This window comes from Alteromonas sp. S015, from assembly GCF_036864485.1.
Lineage (GTDB): Bacteria > Pseudomonadota > Gammaproteobacteria > Enterobacterales > Alteromonadaceae > Alteromonas.
On the sequence record NZ_JAZETO010000006.1, the window covers coordinates 296,742 to 316,533 of the forward strand.

Annotated in this window: 19 protein-coding genes; 11 read left to right on the plus strand and 8 right to left on the minus strand. The window is 43.0% G+C overall.

Translation table 11 applies throughout. The annotated features are described in order from the left end of the window. The first annotated feature begins 298 nt into the window (after positions 1–298). The 4 genes from ubiG (at position 299) to yfaE (ending at position 5,406) form a co-directional block, all read left to right on the plus strand. Positions 299–1,003 carry a bifunctional 2-polyprenyl-6-hydroxyphenol methylase/3-demethylubiquinol 3-O-methyltransferase UbiG gene (ubiG, locus tag V7R42_RS13420; protein WP_334020774.1) on the plus strand — a complete coding sequence of 235 codons (705 nt, stop codon included), beginning with the start codon at positions 299–301 and terminating at the stop codon, positions 1,001–1,003. Positions 1,004–1,547: 544 nt separating this feature from the next. Continuing rightward, entirely contained in the window at positions 1,548–3,869 is a 2,322-nt protein-coding gene (nrdA, locus tag V7R42_RS13425; protein ID WP_334020775.1) for a class 1a ribonucleoside-diphosphate reductase subunit alpha, read from the plus strand. 121 nt (positions 3,870–3,990) lie between these two features. Then, complete coding sequence (nrdB, locus tag V7R42_RS13430; protein WP_334020776.1) at positions 3,991–5,121, plus strand: class Ia ribonucleoside-diphosphate reductase subunit beta; 1,131 nt, start codon at positions 3,991–3,993, stop codon at positions 5,119–5,121. Positions 5,122–5,133: 12 nt separating this feature from the next. Further along, the gene (gene yfaE, locus V7R42_RS13435; protein WP_014949650.1) at positions 5,134–5,406 is read left to right on the plus strand and encodes a class I ribonucleotide reductase maintenance protein YfaE; all 273 of its coding nucleotides are present in this window, start codon (positions 5,134–5,136) and stop codon (positions 5,404–5,406) included. Between the two features lie 86 nt (positions 5,407–5,492). On the opposite strand, the gene V7R42_RS13440 is transcribed toward yfaE, so the two are convergent. After that, positions 5,493–5,729, minus strand: a complete 237-nt coding sequence (locus V7R42_RS13440; protein WP_334020777.1) for a DUF2164 domain-containing protein — start codon at positions 5,727–5,729, stop codon at positions 5,493–5,495. 97 nt (positions 5,730–5,826) lie between these two features. Between V7R42_RS13440 and V7R42_RS13445 the strand changes: the two genes are divergently transcribed. Then, the gene (locus V7R42_RS13445) at positions 5,827–6,564 is read left to right on the plus strand and encodes an SDR family oxidoreductase (protein WP_334020778.1); all 738 of its coding nucleotides are present in this window, start codon (positions 5,827–5,829) and stop codon (positions 6,562–6,564) included. 108 nt (positions 6,565–6,672) lie between these two features. On the opposite strand, the gene V7R42_RS19945 is transcribed toward V7R42_RS13445, so the two are convergent. Then, positions 6,673–6,873: a helix-turn-helix domain-containing protein gene (locus V7R42_RS19945; RefSeq protein WP_438823653.1), complete on the minus strand. Its 201-nt coding sequence runs from the start codon at positions 6,871–6,873 to the stop codon at positions 6,673–6,675. Between the two features lie 72 nt (positions 6,874–6,945). Here V7R42_RS19945 and V7R42_RS13450 point away from each other — a divergent pair, with 72 nt between their 5' ends. The 3 genes from V7R42_RS13450 to V7R42_RS13460 all read left to right on the plus strand — a co-directional run bounded on the left by V7R42_RS13450 (position 6,946) and on the right by V7R42_RS13460 (position 8,973). Continuing rightward, positions 6,946–7,320 carry a fatty acid desaturase gene (locus tag V7R42_RS13450; RefSeq protein WP_334020779.1) on the plus strand — a complete coding sequence of 125 codons (375 nt, stop codon included), beginning with the start codon at positions 6,946–6,948 and terminating at the stop codon, positions 7,318–7,320. 216 nt (positions 7,321–7,536) lie between these two features. Next, positions 7,537–7,740 carry a hypothetical protein gene (locus V7R42_RS13455; RefSeq protein WP_334020780.1) on the plus strand — a complete coding sequence of 68 codons (204 nt, stop codon included), beginning with the start codon at positions 7,537–7,539 and terminating at the stop codon, positions 7,738–7,740. Between the two features lie 135 nt (positions 7,741–7,875). Beyond that, the gene (locus tag V7R42_RS13460) at positions 7,876–8,973 is read left to right on the plus strand and encodes an NADH:flavin oxidoreductase (RefSeq protein WP_334020781.1); all 1,098 of its coding nucleotides are present in this window, start codon (positions 7,876–7,878) and stop codon (positions 8,971–8,973) included. A 49-nt stretch (positions 8,974–9,022) separates the two neighbouring features. Here V7R42_RS13460 and V7R42_RS13465 read toward each other — a convergent pair whose 3' ends face one another. The 5 genes from V7R42_RS13465 to dapA form a co-directional block, all read right to left on the minus strand. Then, positions 9,023–11,359 (minus strand): sensor domain-containing phosphodiesterase, encoded by a 2,337-nt coding sequence (locus tag V7R42_RS13465; protein ID WP_334020782.1) that lies wholly within the window; start codon positions 11,357–11,359, stop codon positions 9,023–9,025. 329 nt (positions 11,360–11,688) lie between these two features. Next, on the minus strand, positions 11,689–12,564 hold the full coding sequence (locus tag V7R42_RS13470) for a DMT family transporter (protein WP_334020823.1): 876 nt from the start codon (positions 12,562–12,564) through the stop codon (positions 11,689–11,691). Positions 12,565–12,843: 279 nt separating this feature from the next. Continuing rightward, entirely contained in the window at positions 12,844–13,557 is a 714-nt protein-coding gene (gene purC, locus V7R42_RS13475; protein ID WP_334020783.1) for a phosphoribosylaminoimidazolesuccinocarboxamide synthase, read from the minus strand. 12 nt (positions 13,558–13,569) lie between these two features. After that, positions 13,570–14,673 (minus strand): outer membrane protein assembly factor BamC, encoded by a 1,104-nt coding sequence (gene bamC / locus V7R42_RS13480; RefSeq protein WP_334020784.1) that lies wholly within the window; start codon positions 14,671–14,673, stop codon positions 13,570–13,572. 12 nt (positions 14,674–14,685) lie between these two features. After that, positions 14,686–15,570 (minus strand): 4-hydroxy-tetrahydrodipicolinate synthase, encoded by an 885-nt coding sequence (gene dapA, locus V7R42_RS13485; RefSeq protein WP_334020785.1) that lies wholly within the window; start codon positions 15,568–15,570, stop codon positions 14,686–14,688. A 177-nt stretch (positions 15,571–15,747) separates the two neighbouring features. On the opposite strand from dapA, the gene V7R42_RS13490 reads away from it, so the two are divergent. After that, complete coding sequence (locus V7R42_RS13490; protein ID WP_334020786.1) at positions 15,748–16,311, plus strand: glycine cleavage system protein R; 564 nt, start codon at positions 15,748–15,750, stop codon at positions 16,309–16,311. Continuing rightward, positions 16,289–16,753 (plus strand): thioredoxin-dependent thiol peroxidase, encoded by a 465-nt coding sequence (gene bcp, locus V7R42_RS13495; protein WP_334020787.1) that lies wholly within the window; start codon positions 16,289–16,291, stop codon positions 16,751–16,753. The genes V7R42_RS13490 and bcp overlap by 23 nt, the downstream gene beginning before the upstream one ends. A gap of 153 nt (positions 16,754–16,906) precedes the next feature. On the opposite strand, the gene V7R42_RS13500 is transcribed toward bcp, so the two are convergent. After that, complete coding sequence (locus V7R42_RS13500) at positions 16,907–17,980, minus strand: AI-2E family transporter (RefSeq protein WP_334020788.1); 1,074 nt, start codon at positions 17,978–17,980, stop codon at positions 16,907–16,909. Positions 17,981–18,323: 343 nt separating this feature from the next. Between V7R42_RS13500 and V7R42_RS13505 the strand changes: the two genes are divergently transcribed. Further along, positions 18,324–19,787 carry a M48 family metalloprotease gene (locus V7R42_RS13505; RefSeq protein ID WP_334020789.1) on the plus strand — a complete coding sequence of 488 codons (1,464 nt, stop codon included), beginning with the start codon at positions 18,324–18,326 and terminating at the stop codon, positions 19,785–19,787. The last annotated feature ends 5 nt before the right edge of the window (positions 19,788–19,792 follow it).

Here is a 19,792-nt window from a genome sequence, read left to right on the forward strand (position 1 = left end):
TGCTTAATCCCTTTATCTTGGTTTGTTCTGCGTTATCCAGCGCTTCGCTTCACATCATTGTGAAAACAAGGCGTGGGAGCGCACTGTTATTATTATATGGGTCATAATCGTGCTTCGAGTGTAACACTTGATGACAGAATTATGTAGCGCTTAATTACGCTTATTAATCAACTAAAAGGCAAGCGATTATTTTTCGTTCGTCCCTTCTTATAATTTGGCTATTTCTACTCAAAAACAGTGAAACACAACCTTGATTTGCGATATCTTAAAAAGAGATAAGTTAAGGATTGTTTTACTCATGACGAACGTCGATCAACAAGAAATCAATAAGTTCTCTGAACTCGCTTCTCGCTGGTGGGATCCAGAGGGTGAATTTAAACCATTGCATCTTATTAACCCACTCCGTTTAAACTTCATCAATCAACACAGCGAAGGGTTGTTTGACAAAAAGGTCGTCGATATTGGCTGTGGCGGCGGCATCTTGGCGGAGTCTATGGCGCGTGCGGGTGCAACAGTTACCGGTCTAGATATGGCTGAAGCCTCGTTAGAAGTGGCTAAGCTTCACGGCTTGGAATCTGGAGTGAAAGTTGATTACGTTTGCTCTACAGCTGAAGCATTCGCCGAGGCAAACGCAGGTCAATTTGACGTAGTGACCTGCATGGAGATGCTAGAACATGTGCCCGATCCTGCTTCAGTTGTTTTGGCATGTTCCAAATTAGTAAAACCTGGCGGCCATGTTTTTTTCTCTACGCTAAACAGAAATCTCAAGTCGTATCTGATGGGGATCGTAGGGGCAGAGTATATCCTCAAATTGGTTCCCAAAGGCACGCACGATCACAGCAAGTTCATCAAACCATCGGAACTTATGAAAATGACCGACCAAGCGGGCCTACTCCCGCGAGATATGACAGGTTTACACATGGATCCGATCTCGCAGGGCTTTTATCTCTCGTCTAATAACGTAGACGTGAACTACTTACTATATACAGTAGCGCAAAGTTAAATTAACACTATATATTGGGCTGCGGTGATATTTTAAACACCATATATCGTGTTTATATAAAAACTGAATTCTAAGAATAAATTAATTTTTACGATTAAGATTTTGTTTAAAACGCTTGCATTCCAGATATTTTACGCTTGTAGAACGCTAAAAAGTTAGTTGTTACTAACATAAATTTCATGCCAGATTGAGTGCTTGAAATACCACCAGATATTGGGTTGCAATAAAGACAAAACCTCACTATCTTGTGTTTAATTCAGCTCGTGATCCCAGTGCTTTTTTCGGGATCGAACAGATCTGCAGACCGTATTTGGAAATGTCATTTATGGTATGTAACGTTAACCTCGCTGAACATACAAAAGCAGTAAAGAATTAAAGAAGCAGTCTCTACTTTATACCTTCGGTATCGGTCTAGGCCGCTTTCGTGTGTGTTTTTATCTGGCGTGAGCCAACTGCGATAATGACATGCACAATTAAAACTAAAAACGAAAATGGGCATTAGATAGCCCACGTATCAAGCGCTAACAGACAAACGGCCAGTAACATGAACAACAACTTATTCGTCACCAAACGCAACGGTGAAAAAGAGTCCATCGACTTAGAGAAAATCCACAAAGTCGTTACATGGGCAGCAAAAGGACTTAAAAACGTTTCTGTTTCACAAGTTGAAATTAAGGCACAAATTCAGTTTTTCGACGGTATAAATACCAGCGAGATCCACGAAACTCTGATCAAATCAGCGGCCGATCTGATCTCCACTGATGCGCCAGATTATCAATATTTAGCAGCGCGTTTGGCCATATTCCATCTGCGCAAAAAAGCATACGGCCAATTTGAACCGCCAGCCCTGCTTGAGCACGTTGGAAAAATGGTTGATATGGGCAAGTACGATAAACACTTGCTGGAAGACTACACCGCTGAAGAATTTGCTGAAATGGACACGTACATTGACCATTGGCGAGACATGAACTTCAGCTACGCAGCGGTTAAACAATTAGAAGGTAAGTACCTGGTTCAAAACCGTGTTACAGGTGAAATTTACGAAAGTGCACAGTTCCTGTATATCTTAGTGGCGGCATGCCTTTTCGCAAATTATGACAAAGCGACGCGTATGGACTATATTCGCCGCTTCTACGATGCCGCTTCAACATTCAAGCTGTCACTGCCTACGCCAATCATGGCTGGCGTACGTACGCCTACTCGCCAGTTCAGCTCATGTGTACTTATCGAAACTGGCGACAGCTTAGATTCAATCAATGCAACGGCAAGTGCTATTGTTAAATACGTAAGCCAGCGTGCTGGTATCGGTGTAAATGCAGGCCGTATTCGCGCACTAGGTAGCCCGATTCGCGGCGGTGAAGCATTCCATACGGGTTGTATTCCATTCTACAAATACTTCCAAACAGCCGTTAAAAGCTGTTCACAAGGTGGTGTTCGTGGTGGCGCTGCTACGCTGTTCTACCCTATTTGGCATATGGAAGTTGAGTCTCTGTTAGTGCTTAAGAACAACCGTGGTGTTGAAGAAAACCGTGTACGTCACCTCGATTACGGTGTTCAGTTCAACAAACTGATGTACCAGCGCATGATGAAAGACGGCTATATCTCACTATTCAGCCCATCTGACGTACCTGGTCTTTACGATGCCTTCTTCGCTGATCAAGAGAAGTTTGAAGCGCTATATGTTAAATACGAAAATGACGACAGCATCCGTAAAAAGCAAATAAAAGCGATGGAGCTATTCAGCTTGTTCATGCAAGAGCGTGCAAGCACAGGTCGTATATACCTTCAAAACGTTGACCACTGTAATACGCACAGCCCGTTTAACCCAGAAGTTGCACCAGTTCGTCAAAGTAACTTGTGTCTTGAAATCGCGCTACCTACTAAACCGCTACAGCACGTTAACGACGAAAATGGTGAAATTGCACTTTGTACCTTATCTGCGTTTAACTTAGGTGCAATTAAGTCACTTGACGAGTTTGAAGAGCTGTCTGATCTTGCTGTACGTGCCCTTGATAACCTGCTTGATTACCAAGACTACCCAGTTCCTGCTGCATATAACGCAACAATGGGACGTCGTACGCTTGGCGTAGGTGTTATCAACTTTGCATACTACCTAGCTAAAAATGGCGTTAAATACTCTGATCACAGCGCTAATGCTCTGGTACACCGCACGTTTGAAGCAATGCAGTATTACCTACTAAAAGCGTCGAACAACCTTGCGAAAGAAAAAGGTGCGTGTCCAAAATTTAACGAAACCACCTATTCTCAAGGCATCATGCCAATTGACAGCTACAAGAAAGATCTTGATAGCGTATGTAATGAACCACTTCATTACGATTGGGATGCACTTCGTGAAGAAATCAAAACTCACGGCCTGCGTAACTCTACCCTATCAGCATTAATGCCATCAGAAACTTCTTCGCAGATTTCTAATGCAACAAACGGTATTGAGCCACCGCGTGGTTTTATCAGCATCAAGTCGAGTAAGGATGGTGTACTTAAACAAGTTGTGCCTGAATACGAAACGTTAAGAGACCAATACGAGCTACTGTGGGATATTCCTTCAAACGATGGATATCTACAACTTGTTGGTATCATGCAGAAGTTTATCGACCAAACTATTTCAGCTAATACCAACTACGACCCAAGCCGTTACGAAGGTAACAAGGTACCAATGAAGCTTCTTCTTAAGGACCTTCTTACTACTTATAAACTAGGTGTTAAAACACTTTACTATCATAACACTCGCGACGGCGCGTCAGACACATCTGCACTCGATGCTAAAGCGAGCGAGCCTATGCCACGTCAAGAAGAAGTGGTTGTAGAGGAAGATGATGATTGTGCAGGTGGTGCGTGTAAGATATAGAACACGCCCGCTGTTTAAATGGCAAATGCATTAAAGGAATTAACTGTATTTGCCATTAGCGTTTCGCAGCAAGAACACAAACAATAATACGCGTTAATCATTAAGTTTTAGTTAGGCCATCATGAAATACACTACGTTTAATCAGCAAAGTACTAATCCATTGATCGAGCCGATGTTTTTCGGTAATCCCGTAAACGTTGCACGCTACGACCAGCAAAAGCATGCCATATTCGAAAAGCTTATTGAGAAGCAAATTAGCTTTTTTTGGCGCCCTGAAGAAGTTGACGTTTCTCGCGACCGTGTTGATTTCCAAAAATTAACCGACCCAGAAAAGCACATCTTTATTTCAAACCTCAAGTACCAAACTCTGTTAGATTCGGTGCAAGGCCGTAGCCCGAACATCGCGTTCTTGCCTATTATTTCTCTACCAGAGTTAGAAACTTGGGTTGAAACATGGTCTTTCTTCGAGACTATCCACTCACGTTCATACACGCACATTCTGCGTAACTTGTTCTCAGATCCTAGCGAAATATTCGAAGATATCGTAGTGAATGATGAAATTAAGCGACGTGCTGCTGATATTTCGAAATATTACGATGACCTTATTTTTGCCACTCAGCTTTGGCAAACTCAAGGTAAAGGCGTTCATACCGTTAATGGCACTGCGTACACTATCAATATGTACGAGCTTAAGAAGAAGCTTTACCTATGTATGAACTCGGTAAACGCGCTAGAAGCAATTCGCTTCTATGTGTCTTTTGCGTGTACGTTTGCTTTTGCAGAGCGGAAGTTAATGGAAGGGAATTCTAAGATTATTCGTTTGATTGCGCGTGACGAGAATCTGCACCTATCTTCAACACAGCACATTCTAAACTTGTGGGCTAAGGGCAAAGATGACCCTGAAATGGCGCAAATTGCAGAAGAATGTAAAGAAGAAGCGCGCGCTATCTTCATGAACGCCGTTGAGCAAGAAAAGCAATGGGCTGACTACTTGTTCCAAAACGGCTCAATGATTGGTCTGAATAAAGAAATTCTTTGCCAATACGTTGAGTACATTGCGAATCAGCGTATGTCTGCCATTGGTCTAGATGCACCATTTGAGATTAGTAGTAACCCACTTCCTTGGATGAATAACTATTTGAATTCAGACAACGTGCAAGTGGCGCCTCAAGAGTCTGAAATCAGCTCTTACCTTGTTGGTCAGATTGACTCTGCCGTGAGCGAAGATGACTTTGCTGATTTTGAGCTGTAAAACTACAGCTTAATGAGCAGTAACGATAAATCACTCCGCATCGACGTTGTCGATGTGGGGGCGATTATTTCCCCTTCAGATTCCACTATCTTAAACGCCCTTGAAGCAGCGGACGTTCATATTCACTACCATTGTCGTGAAGGCTTTTGTGGTGCATGCCGTACAAAGCTAATTGAAGGCGAAGTTGAGTACACCACCGATCCCCTCGCCTTCATTGACGACGATGAAATTCTTCCCTGTTGTTGCGTAGCGAAATGCCCGCTAAAAATAAAAGTACCGCTGTAGCGTTTAAACCGAGTGGCAAATTGCCCTCGTTCTTATAGCCCCTTTCTTACAAGCTTACAAGAACTGTGCCTCCTCTACGGGACAGATTATTTTTCTATTGCGTAGAGGTCTTCATCAATCGACTGAATTCGTCTTTCTAGCACAGCTCGAGCATCGGATATTCCTTGGTTGTACACCGCAGGGCCGACTTTCTCAATTATGAAATTAAGTAGAAACTCTCCATCAAACTGGCCCAACTCTACATTTAACTCAGAATCAAAATAGTTTTGAAGCTCTCTTACAATGGTTTCTTTAATCGTTCTTTCTAACGTAATGTTACTCAAATCAACGTTCCCTATTTACCATTTTTGCGAAATTTAATAATCCAGTTAAGCATTTGCACGTAGCAATTTATCATCAATCAAACGTAAGGATAATGTTATGAGTGAAATTTCTGGAAAAGTCGTCATTATTACAGGTGCAAGCAGCGGTCTTGGCGAAGCTACAGCAAAGATGCTGGCCAACAAAGGCGCTAAACTTGTATTGGGTGCGCGAAGAGAAGAGCGCTTGAAAAAACTGGTTGATGACATTGAAAGTGGCGGAGGTTCAGCTATTTACAAAATTGTCGATGTCACAAACAAAGATGAGGTAAAGCAACTTGCTGACGCTGCTGTTGATGCATTTGGCCGCATTGATGTGCTGGTGAATAACGCAGGTTTGATGCCGCTAGCGCCCCTCGACGAATTAAAAGTAGATGAGTGGGACCGGATGATCGACGTTAATATAAAAGGCGTGATGTATGGCGTTGCGGCAGTGCTTAAGACAATGCGAGAGCAGAAAAGCGGTCACATTATTAATTTATCATCCGTTGCAGGTCATGTGGTGTTCCCTGGCGCGACCGTATACTGTGCTACGAAGTTCGCCGTTAAAGCTATCACTGAAGGCGTTCGAAAAGAGTCAAATGGTGAAATTCGGGCCACAAATATTTCTCCAGGTGCTGTTGCTACCGAGTTGACCGATCATATTTCTCACGAAGACTCAAAACAAATGGCAGATGATATGTATGATGATGCAATCAACGCTGATGCTATCGCTCGCGCTATAACGTTCGCCATTGAGCAACCTGGTGATGTAGACATAAATGAAATGGTTATCAGACCCACTAGCCAAGAGTTATAGTTTAACATTGACTAAATCGAAGACTTAAAAAACCTAGCCTGTTTTTAAATAATACAGGCTGGGCCGACAGTTAATACAAACAGAGCATGAACCGCAATGGGGTTTGCACTATTTGTATTTAGAGGGTGGTACATTATACCAATTTACAAAGGCTCGCCGAAAATTCAAAGAGTCGGCATATCCGAGCTCCTCAGCGGTTTGCTGAACGCTCAACTGTTTTACGTGCAGCAGTTCGTAAGCCCTCGGCTTAGGAAAAGCATCCCTTTCGTTTTTGAAGTTTGTCCCCTCTATCAACAGCCTGCGATGCAACTTCGCTTACTCATGTTTAGCGCATAGGCGGCAACGGTTAGCGACGGAAGTGTCTTGTCACTTTGTTCAAAAATGCATACGTCATTTTGGCAAGTCGTCATTGCTGTTCCTTTCCTGGGGTTGATGTTAGGTGGGGTCGCTACAGTTGTAGCTCACGAACTTGTGCACAAGGTGGGCAATCCTATAGCTGTTACGGTAGGAAGATGGCTCCTTGCATTTAGTTTTGACGCTAACTTTTCAGTTGAGCATGTGTACAACCACCATATCAAAGTAGCCACACCTGAAGACCCTGCAAGTGCGCCGAGACGCCGCAATGTTTATGTTCATTTTATAAAGGCCTTTGCTGGTACACAAAAAGCGGGATGGCAAATCGAAAAGAAACGCCTTGAGCGAAAAATATCTCCATTTATAGCTGGCATAATGCCTTTCTTCGCGGTTGGGCTATGAGCGTACTTTTATTTATATTAGCGTATATTCTATCGGGTGTCATAGGCGCACTTATGATTACTGCAGTAGGTTTAAGCGCAAAATTCACGTTAGAGATTGTCAATTATATGGAGCATTACGGTCTTGTGCGCCACCCAAAGTCTTGTGCGCCACCCAAAGCAACCTGTACGACCACGCCATTCATGGAACTCAAACCGCCGCGTAAGTTGTTGTACTATGTTCAATTTACCACGCCACAGCCATCATAACGCACAAGGCGCTGTGCCATTCGAAAAGCTTAAGGCCATGCCTGACTTTCCAGAAATGATTGGTGGTTATATCTCGACAACGACAATAGCCTTGATCCCGCCTTTATGGTTTAAAGTTAATGAAAAAAACTGGCATATTGGAATGCGAATTTTGCCAACAAAGAGGAATTAGAAATAATTAAGCAGTTAAAGTATTAAGAGACCTCGAGATGTTTCATTTATAACAATCCATCAATAAACGTCAATTGACTGACTTAGCACATCTAATACACTCGTTTATATCTTAAAATAGAGAAATGAAACGTTAATGAATAAAACCACTCTTTTTTCCGATTTTAAATGCAAAAGTCTTTCGTTGACTAACCGCATCGTTATGGCGCCCATGACTCGTCAGTTTTCACCTGGCGGTGTCCCTACCAATGACGTGGCAGGTTACTACAAACGCCGCGCTCAAGGTGGTACAGGTTTAATTATCACCGAAGGCACTACAGTAAACGATAAAGTCGCTACGATGGACGCTAATATCCCTCAATTCCACGGCGACCAAGCCCTTGCCGGTTGGAAAAATGTGGTAGAAGACGTCCATAGTGTAGGTGGAAAAATTATGCCTCAGCTGTGGCACGTCGGTATGGCAAGAGTTGCCGACAAAGCGCCCTACTCTGAACTTCCAAGTGCCGGTCCTTCGGGTTTGTTCAAACCCGGAAAACAGGGCGCTGAACCAATGACCGTTGAGCATATAGAATCTGTCATTGCCGCTTTTGCTCAAGCGGCAGCAGACGCTAAGGCTATCGGCATGGATGGGATAGAAATTCACGGCGCGCATGGTTACCTTATCGACCAGTTCTTCTGGGAAGGTACTAATCAGCGAAGCGATAGTTGGGGCGGTAGTATGGAAAACCGTGGTCGTTTTGCAGTTGAAATTATAAAAGCCATACGCGCTACGACTGGCTCCAACTTCCCCATCGTGCTTCGCTATTCACAGTGGAAACAACAAGATTACACCGCCCGTTTAGCACATTCTCCACAAGAGTTAGAGCAGTTTCTACTTCCTTTAAGTGAAGCCGGTGTAGATGTTTTTCATTGTTCTCAGCGACGCTATTGGGAAAGTGAATTCGAAGACAGTGATCTAAACCTTGCAGGCTGGACGAAAAAACTCACTGGAAAGCCCACTATCACAGTAGGTTCAGTTGGGCTGAATGACGACTTCTTCGGCGCATTTAAAGGACAGGATTCGAGCACTCGCGCAGTTGATGATTTGCTTGAACGGTTGGATGCAGGCGAGTTTGATTTGGTTGCAGTAGGAAGAGCATTGCTACAAGATCCAAACTGGGCCAATAAAATAAAAGAAAACCGAACGGAAGAGCTGGAAAAGTATTCTGGAAAAGCACTAGCTACTCTTTCCTAAGCTTAATCAAATGTATTTGAATGATTAATAAAAACTAGCGCGCAACGCGCTAGTTTTCTTCTAAATAAGCCTCAAAAACGGAAATTTCCATTGGTTTAGCAATAAAATAACCTTGCGCATAGTCACAGCCCATACTGCTTAAGATGTCGAACTGCTCTTGTGTTTCTACACCTTCAGCAACCACTCTAATTCCCAATTTTTTGGCCATTACAATAATTGCTTCACATAACACCTTATCGTTACTCACGTCGGTCATAGAGTTTACAAAGCTCTTATCAATTTTGATGTAATCGGTAGGAAACTTTTTCAAGTACGAAATTGAAGAAAAACCGGTACCAAAATCATCTAAGGCGATCTCAATTCCTGCTTGCATGAATTGGAATAACTTCTTAGATACATCGGCGTCAGCCTCCATCAATAGACTCTCAGTAACCTCAAGTAATATAGAGCGTGCGCTGAGACCCTTCTCGAGTAACAACGATAGCCATTCCGTGATGTTAGATTCCTGATTGAAATATTGGCTTGGCGAAGTATTAATACTTATCTGAATATCTTTATTATGTTTGATACGCCACAGCTTAATACGCTTGGTAACTTCTTCGAAAACCCAGTTACTTATTTCAATGATAAGACCAGACTCTTCCGCTAAGGGAATAAAATCATCGGGAGCTATTCGCCCTTTTTCAGGGTGCTGCCACCGAAGTAAAGCTTCGGCTTTTAAGTCTTTCGTACCGTTGAAGCACACGATAGGCTGGTACTCTAGGAACAGTTCGTTGTTTTTTACTGCATAACGTAAATCATTTAATAGCGATATTCTTTTAATTGCCGCTTTTTGCATATCATGGGTGAAGTAATGATAACTATTTTTTCCCTGTGCTTTCGCACCATACATGGCCTGGTCGGCATTTTTTAATAGTTCTTTCACGTCGGTTGCATCATCGGGGTACAGGGTAACGCCCATGCTCGCACTGGTGTGAACGCGCTCAAACTCCAAGGTATACGGCTTAACGATTTCGCCCAAGAGCTTCTGTACAACGTTTTCTATCGAACTTAAACCAAGTATGCCATTTAAAATAATGACAAATTCGTCGCCGCCTAGTCTTGATACAGTGTCATCGGCACGTAAGCAGCGTTTTATACGCGTAGCACACTCGACCAACAGCTTGTCACCGACATCGTGTCCTAGCGTGTCGTTAACATCTTTGAAGTTATCCAAGTCCAAAAATACCACGGCGACCTTTTCATTTTCGCGGTCAGCGGTTTTCATCGCCAATTGTAAATGTTCAAGCATTAAATTTCGGTTTGGTAAGCCTGTCAACGAATCAAAGTTAGCCTGTTTCCATATGAGCCTGTTCGCCAACTCTCGTTCTATGGCAATACTCGCGATATGTGCAAATTGTTTAATTAAGACTCTTTCTTCTGCTGTGGGTACCGCCTTTTCGCGATGATAAATAGCGAAAGTACCGATGACATCGCCATTCGCTCCTTGTATAGGCTGCGACCAACAAGCCGCTACGTCCGCCGATGCTGCTAATTCTTTCCAGGCAGACCAAAATGGATGTGAACTGATATCCTCTACAATAGTGAGTGCGTTAGTTGCCGCAGTGTTACCACACGAACCAACACCTTCCCCTATTGCTATTCCATTAATGGCGTCATTATAAAAATCAGGTAACGAAGGCGCTGCACCTTTTTTGAGCTTACCGTTTTCAAGTAAGAGAATGCTGCAAATCTGCTCCGTATATTCCGCTTCAATCGCATAAACAATGTCATGTAACACAGTATGCAAAGATTCTGCATTTACCACTTTTTCCAAAATAGCACTTCGTACCCGGGTTATTTTTTGTGTTTGGGCAAGTTTAAATTGGTATTCTTCTAACTGATCAGAAAGGTCGTTATATTCCTTTCTGTTTAATTCATTCTCGACCAATTCACCAAAGCCTTTCAATTGCTCAATTTGCAGCCCATTAAAATGCTTAGGCTGATCATCAAGCACACAAAGCGTACCTACCGCATAACCTTCAAACAAAAGCCGAACACCTGCATAAAAACGAAAATATGGATGGCTAATAACGTGAGGATTATTTTTGAAGCGTTCATCTTCCAACATATTGGTGATGACTAGAGGATGCTGCTGTTCAATAGCGTGAGAGCACACTGATTCGTGTTTAGGAGTTTCCGTTATATCAATGTTTGCCGAAGATTTAAACCATTGACGGTGTTCTTCCACAAATGAGATGAACGCAAATTTACAATTAAAAACACGGCATGCCAATTCGGTTATCCGATCAAACCGAGCCTCCATCGGCGTGTTCACAATGCCAAGTCGCTTTAACGCACTGAGCCGTTCACGTTCATTAGCTATTTCTTGTTTTTTACTTAACATAGGTTCCTAAAGCACTGAAGTTAGTGTAACCAACGCTCATTCATACAGCGCTATTCCCCTCCGTTTTTTTACAGTGAATTATCGTAACAGTGAATAGCCGCTACGACCTCTTTAATTTTGACTTGGCTTAATCTAACGCAAACAAGTTTGCTAATATAGACAGCTATCGCTGCTGCCCACTTACTTTTGTTCAGCAATAACATAGGTTCAGCGTAAACGCTGGCTGAGATTCTTACCGATCGTCGCTTCGTCGATTTTCATACCACTATACGAAATTATGACCTTAAGGGTATTTTGGCAATCATCCGAATGTGCACCCTGTATTGTTTCTATTTTTTAATTACCAAGTAAATCCCACCAAGCGTCGCAACCGCAGCGACCAGAATCTGTAAACTCAGCTGCTCTCCTAATACGCCCCATCCCATAATCGTTGCAAGTACAGGCACACTTAATTGGACCGTTCCAGCACTCGTTGACTTGATAAGCGGTAGCGCGCTGTACCAAACAGCATAACCACAACCAGAAGCCATAACGCCTGATGCAAGGGCGTAATAAATGCCTGCCTTATCGAAAACAAACTGTTCTGAACCGCTTGCAGCAACAAATATCGTCAAAGGAATACAGAGCAGCGAGGCATATATAAAGTTGCCTGACGTAGATAAAAGCGCAGACGCACTTCTCTTACCTAGTAGTGAATAAATACCCCAAGCAATTCCCGCTATAAACATGAGTGCTCCCGACAGTAAAGAGGGCGCTGAAGCACTTGGTAGCAAAAGAATGATTAAACCTGTAAACGCAAGAGCGAATCCACACCACTGACGCTTTTTGAAACGCTCTCCGTTAAGTAACCCTGCGGATATCATAGTCAATTGAACCGCACCAAATAGTAATAGTGCTCCAGTACCTGTAGACATGGATATGTAAGCAAAGGAAAAAAAAATTGCATAAAAGAATAAAGAAATACCGCCAGGTATACTGGCATTGGCTTTTAGCCCATGAAAAACACGTTCAGAAGGCGCACTCTTTCTTCTAAACCGCAGGGAATAGGAAGATAAAAACAATAATGCTATAGCCCCACTCGCCAAGCGCAAAATAGTAAAACTAGCGGGATCTATATCGGTATTAGCAAGAGCCATACGGCAAAGTAGTGAATTAGCAGCAAATGCAAACATGGCAACAGCAACCAATACAAACGTTTTCAACAGTGTGAATCTCCGTAGTTTTACATGCAAAATTCCAAACACTTCGATAGCTTATCCCGTTATCCCCTATGAAGTAAATTCGAGTATACAAAATGCAATATATTAACAACGAAATAATACCAGTTCGCATAGATAATTGGCCACTCAGAAGGCGCTGGCAAATCTCTTGGCGAAGCGTGGGAATGCAGGAATGACTGGCCCAGAATGAAGCTAGGAAGCTTGCTAGAACAAAAAAGAGGACCGAAAGGTCCTCTTTTGTTTAGTCATTGCTTATTCGTCGTTTTACAGCGACAAGCCAAGGCGCTCTGCCACTTCAATGTATGTCTCAACAACAGAGCCAAGTCCTTGTCTGAAGCGGTCTTTGTCCATCTTCTTACGGGTTTCTTTATCCCATAAACGACAGCCGTCGGGAGTAAATTCATCACCTAAGACAATGTTGCCATCTTTATCGACACCAAACTCTAGTTTATAGTCGACAAGCAACATACCTGCTTCCTCAAACAGCGCTTTTAGTACACTGTTAACCTTAAACGTCAGCGTTTTCATTTCAGCGATTTGAGCTTCAGTTGCCCAACCAAACGACAAAATGTGGTAGTCATTTACCATTGGGTCATGAAGTGCATCGTTTTTAAGGAAAAACTCGAAAATAGGAGGGTTTAGTTCTTGGCCTTCTTCCACACCCAGTCTGCGTACCAAAGAGCCGGCAGATAAGTTTCTCACCACACACTCAACAGGAATCATGTCGAGCTTCTTAACCAAAGACTCAGTGTCAGAAACTAGCGCTTCAACTTGTGTTGCAATGCCCGCTTCTTCAAGCTTTGTCATAATAAAGTGATTAAACTTGTTGTTTACCTCACCTTTGCGATCAAGCTGCTCAATCTTCTCTCCATCGAACGCTGAAGTGTCGTTTCTAAAGTGAAGAATTAATTTATCGCTATCATCAGTGTAATAAACAGTTTTTGCTTTACCGCGGTAAAGCTCGTCGCGTTTTTCCATTCTCAGTCTCAGTTATATATCAAGGTTATCTTCTGACATGACCTCAGCAAATGCACTGTAAAGGTCGGAAACCTGATTTGCTTCAAACGGTACACTTTCATTGTTCATGAAGGTAACTGATGTGCGATCTGCACCCGCTCTTGCAACTTTCAAACGATAATCACCCTTTTTGAGAATTTCTTTATCGCTCGAGAATAAACCATCCCACCAACTACCTTGATCACCGTTGTAAGTGACAAATAATAGGCCATTTGATTTATCTAAATCTTTAACGTCAAAACCAAGTTTACGTAGTACTAACAGCATTCTAGGCCATGCTACATCGTACTTGGCATCTATGACATACGCCGCGTCACCATCGGCATTAAAGCCCATCTCGGTTTTAATCCCCTGACGGATCTGGGCAATTCTTCGCGTTTCTGCTAATTGAATCTGATACTCATAGTGACCAATAACTTGGTTTAACACTTCTACCTCTTCACGGCGCTCTTCCATAGAAGACACCTCTGCAATTACATCGTTGCCCAAGGTTTGCATGTAGTCTTTTAATTCCACAGTTAGTGCAGCACTACGACCATGAGGTTTAACGTCTAAGTTAAACTCGAAACGTCGCCCGATCTCGCTTTCTTCATCAGAAAAGCTATACCAAGGTCCGTCGATCTCCCTCGTCATTACCATCCAATCAGTGACTAGTACTCTGTCTTCCGCGCTAAATCTATCTACACCGATACCCTGTTCGTCTAAGAAACTTAAAAGAGAATTCCATATTGCCTGGCTCAGAGGCTGACTGTCGTCAACCTGATCAAACCAAATGGTTGCTGTACTTTTACCTTCCTCAATGTGAGAGCCCGTTACCAATGGTAAAACTAGGGCTGGCGAGCGAATCATCAAAGATTTACCCACTAAGTTTGGATCGACTTCCTGGCCTAATTCAGGTAATTCAAAATCACGAGAAAAAGCAGGTGCATCTAGGTCAGAAGGTACTGTTAGAGGTTCTTGTTCTTTAGTTTTTAAGTATTCGTAGCTGCCAGACGCGGTTTTTCTATCTATTTGGCTTGAACAACCTGCAAGTGCAACTATTACTACTGAACTTGCTATAGCCAGCGTTCTTTTCATCTGTGTTCCTTATTAACCAGAAATCAATGCGTATTTTTTTAGTAGTTCTTCGATACGTTTTTGGCTTGATAGTTCCGGCAGAACCATAGGTAATCGCATAACTGCGCTGTCCATCATGCCCATTTTATACAATGCCCATTTCGGCATAACTGGATTTGGCTCAATAAATAGCTCGCTGTGGAGCAACTTGATGGTTTCATCAATTTCGCGACATTTATTAAAATTATTTTCTAGCGCTGCTTCACACATTTGTGCAATTGCTTTAGGCACTATGTTTGCCGTAACAGAGATAACGCCGTGACCGCCCTCGCACATAAACTCACAGCTTGAACCGTCATCACCACTAAGTAAAACGAAATCATCTGGAACTAATGGTTGAGTAGCCTTAAGGCGTGCAATATTGCCGGTTGCGTCTTTAAGACCCACGATATTTTTATGCGTTGCTAGTTTGGCTACCGTTTCAGGGAGCATATCGGCAACGGTACGACCAGGCACATTGTAAAGAATAACCGGTAAGTCGCTTGCGTCTGCAATCGCATTAAAATGTGCAACCATACCCGCTTGTTGAGGCTTGTTGTAGTAAGGCACCACGCTAAGAAAACCATCAATGCCTGTAGCGCCTAATTGCTCTGTGAGAAAAATAGCCTCAGCCGTAGAGTTTGCGCCACTACCTGCAATAACAGGAATCGCTCCCGACGCCATTGCAACGGTTTCTTTGACCACGTTAATGTGTTCATCAAAAGGTAGCGTTGCTGACTCACCAGTAGTTCCAACCGACACTATTCCGTGGGTGCCCTGCTCTACATGAAACTTTACAAGCTTCTCCAAAGACTTGTAATCAATATCGCCGTTTTCAAACATCGGCGTGACGAGTGCTACGTAACTACCAGTAAACATAATCTCTCCGAAAAATGTGAGCGCACATGGTAAATATGTCAGTGCTTAAACACAAGTAATAGCGCAAGTAAAATGACAAGAATTTGTCAATATCTTAGTTAATGGTGGGAAAAAGGCGCTGACTTATAAAAAAACTCTGTGCTAACATCGCACATTATTAACATTGAAGTGAAGTAGATGTCGAAACACCAACTTATCGTTACCATTTTGGGAACAGACAAAAGTGGCATTTTAAGCGAAATTGCCACAACGGTATCAGAAGCTCAGTGCAATATTTTAGATAGCAGACAAGCCATTTACGGTAAAGAATTCTCGTTGACCATGATCATAGAGGGCACGCAAAGCGCTATCACAAAAGCTGAATGTATTTTGCCTGCGTTGTTTCAACGCCTCGATTTGCTATCTATGATGAAGCGCACTAGCCATCACGAAAAGCAAAACCTCGCGCATCTCTTTAATGTTGAGTTTAGTGGCGAAGATGCCGCTGGTTTAATAAAAGCAGTAACCGGTTTTTTCGCAGAGCGTAATGCTATGATTAGCGCATTTAGGCAACGCACCTTCAAAGACAATGCATCGGGTAAAGACAACATGCGCTGCAAATTTGTTGTGTCACTTCCCTCTAACGAAAATGTAGACGCATTAGAATCTGATCTAATGGCCCTGTTCGCGTCGTTAAATGTAACAGGTAAAGTAGTAGATAAACAAAAAAAGGAACCCAATGAAAACGTTACAAGCTGGTGATAAAGCCCCACAATTCTCATTGCAGAACCAGAATGATGAAACTGTATCTTTAGCTGACTTTGCAGGCAAAAAGGTGTTGGCCTACTTTTACCCTAAGGCGATGACGCCAGGCTGCACAGTGCAGGCCCAGGGCTTGCGCGACGTAAACGAAGAACTAACAGCGAAAAATGTGGTTGTTTTAGGGATTAGCCCAGACGCGGTTAAACGCCTGCCCAAGTTTGTTGAAAAGGAAAACCTAAACTTTACGTTACTGTCAGATGAAGACCACGCCGTAGCCGACGCCTTTGGTGTGTGGGGACCTAAAAAGTTCATGGGTAAGGAATACGATGGCATTCACCGCCAAACATTTCTTATAGACGAGAATGGCGTTATCGAACACGTATTCAACAAGTTTAAAACTAAAGAACATCACACCGTGGTTCTTGATTATCTAAACAGCTAACGTTGATGTAGCCAAGATTAAAAGCCCCGGACACGTTTTTTGGGGCTTTCTTTGATCCGCCACTAGCGCTTACATCGCTTAGCCAGGTAATTTGGGTATCAAAGCCCAGATTTATATCAAACCTTTATTGCTGATTCCTTTCACTAAAAGGGACTATTTAGCCTCTTCGGATATTACTACCGGGTTACTCGACCAGGCTGTGACCACCGCTTTAACAAGTGTAGCAAGCGGAATTGCGAAAAATACGCCCCAAAACCCCCAAAGCCCACCAAACACTAATACTGCAACGATGATGTAAAGCGGGTGCAAACTTACCGCTTCAGAGAATAGAAGTGGAACCAGCAAGTTTCCATCTAATGCCTGAATAATACCGTACGCTATCATCAAGTACCAAAATTCAGGAGAAATACCCCACTGAAACATAGCAACGACAGCGACAGGTATGGTAACAACTGCCGCACCAATGTATGGGATTAGCACTGAAAAACCCACCAGCACACCAAGCAAAATAGCATACCTCAGGTCCATCAACACAAACGTTACACAGCTTACAGCACCCACAATAACAATCTCGATCACTTTGCCACGAATATAATTGGCAATTTGAGAATTCATTTCGTGTCCAACTTGCGTAATTAAACGTCGTTCCTTTGGTAGCAAACGAGATATACTGTCTAAAAAGAACGGTTTATCTTTTAGCATAAAAAACACCATAAGCGGCACAAGTATCACATAAACCAACAGTGCAGCTAAATTGGCAATATTGCTAAAAGAAGCAGATATCAAAGTCTCCCCCACCTCGACCAATTTATCATTTAAACCTTCCATCATTTGATGGATTTGATACACCTGAACATACTCAGGGTACTTGTCGGGAAGCGTTAATATCCACTCTTGCGCTTTTTGCCAAATTAATGGCGTTTCTTGAATTAAGTTGACGCTCTGCTTAGATATTATAGGAACAAGTCCTATTAAGGTGAGAATGGTTAACGTAATAAAGCCAAGCATTACTACGACACAAGCAAGTGTTCTGCTAACACCAACATTTACTAAGCGACAGACTGGCCAGTCGAGCAAATACGCTATAACTGCTGCTACTAACACAGGCATGATCAGCCCGCCCCACAATAACAACACTGCCGTAGTCAAAAGGATCAAGATAAGCAGCATTGCTGCATCAGGATCAGAAAATTTGCGTCGGTACCATCGACCAAAAACGCTAATCATATAAACGCCTAGAAATTGCTAAGAATAGGACACGCATCATAATTTATAGCACTAGCAATTAGCAATAAGTAGCACTTAAGAATGTTTCAAAAATCAAACTGGTATGATGTTTTTACAGTATAAACTTTAATGTGTAGAGTGGCCGTTACAACAGTAAATGAATAAACTGGAAGTGTTTGTTTGTAACATTAATAGAATATCACGCCATAAATACAATGGCGTAGGTGTATTGCACCGTGTATGCGAAAGTGGTGCATATAACAAGAATAAAATTTGAAACTGTTTAGCAACTTAGCGCTCTAAGCGTTAAGCAGTATTAACCGTACACTATGATTATAGGTTCATGATAAAAAAGTTTTCAGCATCTTTGGTTGCCTTATCCTTCGTGCTCGCATCGAGCCTCACCGCTATTGCACAAGATGCCAATTTCAGCAATAAAAATGCGTTGCCTGAAATAGGCGTTGTAGCTTCAGACGCCATATCACTTGATAAAGAAATGATTGTGGGCGACGCCGTAATGCGCCAAATGCGCGGTCAAAGCCCTGTCATCTCAGACCCGGTGCTAGACGAATACTTACAGGATATCGGCAACCGCTTAGTGGTTCACGCTGACAATGCCAAGTTTCCTTTTGAGTTTTTCTGGGTTAACAACGATGCCATTAACGCCTTTGCCTTTTTCGGTGGCCACATCGGTGTGCACACCGGGCTGATGCGCCGTGCTGAAAATGAAAGTGAATTAGCCTCGGTGCTTGCTCACGAAATTTCTCACGTTACTCAACGCCACATCGCACGACGCATGCAAGCGCAGCAACGCTCATCTCCCCTAGCCTTAGCGTCTCTCATTGGCGGTGTACTAATAGCAATGGCAAACCCTGAAGCGGGTCTTGCCGCCATACAGGCAGGAAGTGCGGCCTCTGCACAGCTACAAATCGACTATACGCGTTCAAACGAACAAGAGGCCGATCGAATTGGTATTGCTATGCTTGCCAGAGCAGGCTTCGATCCGACTGCGGCAGCGTCATTCTTTTCTACTATGGCAGAAGAATACCGCATGGTTTCCCGGCCACCCGCAAGGCTTCTTACTCACCCTTTAACCGAAACACGTATTGCCGATGCAAGAAACCGTGCCGGTGACTACCCCCGCCGCTATCTGCCAATTAACAAGCAGTTCGAGTTGGCAAAAGCACGTGTAAAGGCACGATACTCCTTTAAAGCTGATTATGCCGTAGATTATTACGAAGCAGCTGTATCTCAGGAGGTACAACGCAGCAAAGAAGCGTCTCTTTACGGCTTGGCGCTGGCGTATATGCGTATAGAAAAAATCGAAAAGGCCAAGGCAGTTATGGACCAGCTAATGGCAAGAGATAAAGGGAACCTTTTTTATCTCGATGTTATGACGGATATCTATATTGCTCAAGGAGAGCCACTAAAAGCAGTAGAAATGCTAACCCCTCATGTTACGCATAACCCAAGAAATCAGGTGTTGGCCCTGAATCAGGCTAACGCTTACATCAGCGCACACAAATATGAAGAAGCCATCTCTTTACTAAAAGATTTTCTACTGGTTAAAAAAGATTATCAGCTAGCACACCAACTGATGAGTGAGGCGTATCAAAAGTCGAAACGCTTCTCCCAAATGCATCAGAGCAAAGCGGAAGTATATGCACTATATGGCGCTTACAACCGCGCAGTTGACGAACTTCAATATGCGTATAACTTCGCAGGTGACGACCATCTTGAAAAACAAAGAATCAGAGCGAGAATAAAACAATTTCGCGACCAAGAAGAGCGTTTACAACGTCTCTAGCGCAA

Coding starts and splice junctions, on each gene's coding strand:
- ubiG (WP_334020774.1), top strand. CDS start 299: ATGACGAACGTCGATCAACAAGAAATCAATAAGTTCTCTGAACTCGCT.
- nrdA (WP_334020775.1), top strand. CDS start 1,548: ATGAACAACAACTTATTCGTCACCAAACGCAACGGTGAAAAAGAGTCC.
- nrdB (WP_334020776.1), top strand. CDS start 3,991: ATGAAATACACTACGTTTAATCAGCAAAGTACTAATCCATTGATCGAG.
- yfaE (WP_014949650.1), top strand. CDS start 5,134: ATGAGCAGTAACGATAAATCACTCCGCATCGACGTTGTCGATGTGGGG.
- V7R42_RS13445 (WP_334020778.1), top strand. CDS start 5,827: ATGAGTGAAATTTCTGGAAAAGTCGTCATTATTACAGGTGCAAGCAGC.
- V7R42_RS13450 (WP_334020779.1), top strand. CDS start 6,946: ATGCATACGTCATTTTGGCAAGTCGTCATTGCTGTTCCTTTCCTGGGG.
- V7R42_RS13455 (WP_334020780.1), top strand. CDS start 7,537: ATGTTCAATTTACCACGCCACAGCCATCATAACGCACAAGGCGCTGTG.
- V7R42_RS13460 (WP_334020781.1), top strand. CDS start 7,876: ATGAATAAAACCACTCTTTTTTCCGATTTTAAATGCAAAAGTCTTTCG.
- V7R42_RS13465 (WP_334020782.1), bottom strand. CDS start 11,359: ATGTTAAGTAAAAAACAAGAAATAGCTAATGAACGTGAACGGCTCAGT.
- purC (WP_334020783.1), bottom strand. CDS start 13,557: ATGGAAAAACGCGACGAGCTTTACCGCGGTAAAGCAAAAACTGTTTAT.
- bamC (WP_334020784.1), bottom strand. CDS start 14,673: ATGAAAAGAACGCTGGCTATAGCAAGTTCAGTAGTAATAGTTGCACTT.
- dapA (WP_334020785.1), bottom strand. CDS start 15,570: ATGTTTACTGGTAGTTACGTAGCACTCGTCACGCCGATGTTTGAAAAC.
- V7R42_RS13490 (WP_334020786.1), top strand. CDS start 15,748: ATGTCGAAACACCAACTTATCGTTACCATTTTGGGAACAGACAAAAGT.
- bcp (WP_334020787.1), top strand. CDS start 16,289: ATGAAAACGTTACAAGCTGGTGATAAAGCCCCACAATTCTCATTGCAG.
- V7R42_RS13500 (WP_334020788.1), bottom strand. CDS start 17,980: ATGATTAGCGTTTTTGGTCGATGGTACCGACGCAAATTTTCTGATCCT.
- V7R42_RS13505 (WP_334020789.1), top strand. CDS start 18,324: ATGATAAAAAAGTTTTCAGCATCTTTGGTTGCCTTATCCTTCGTGCTC.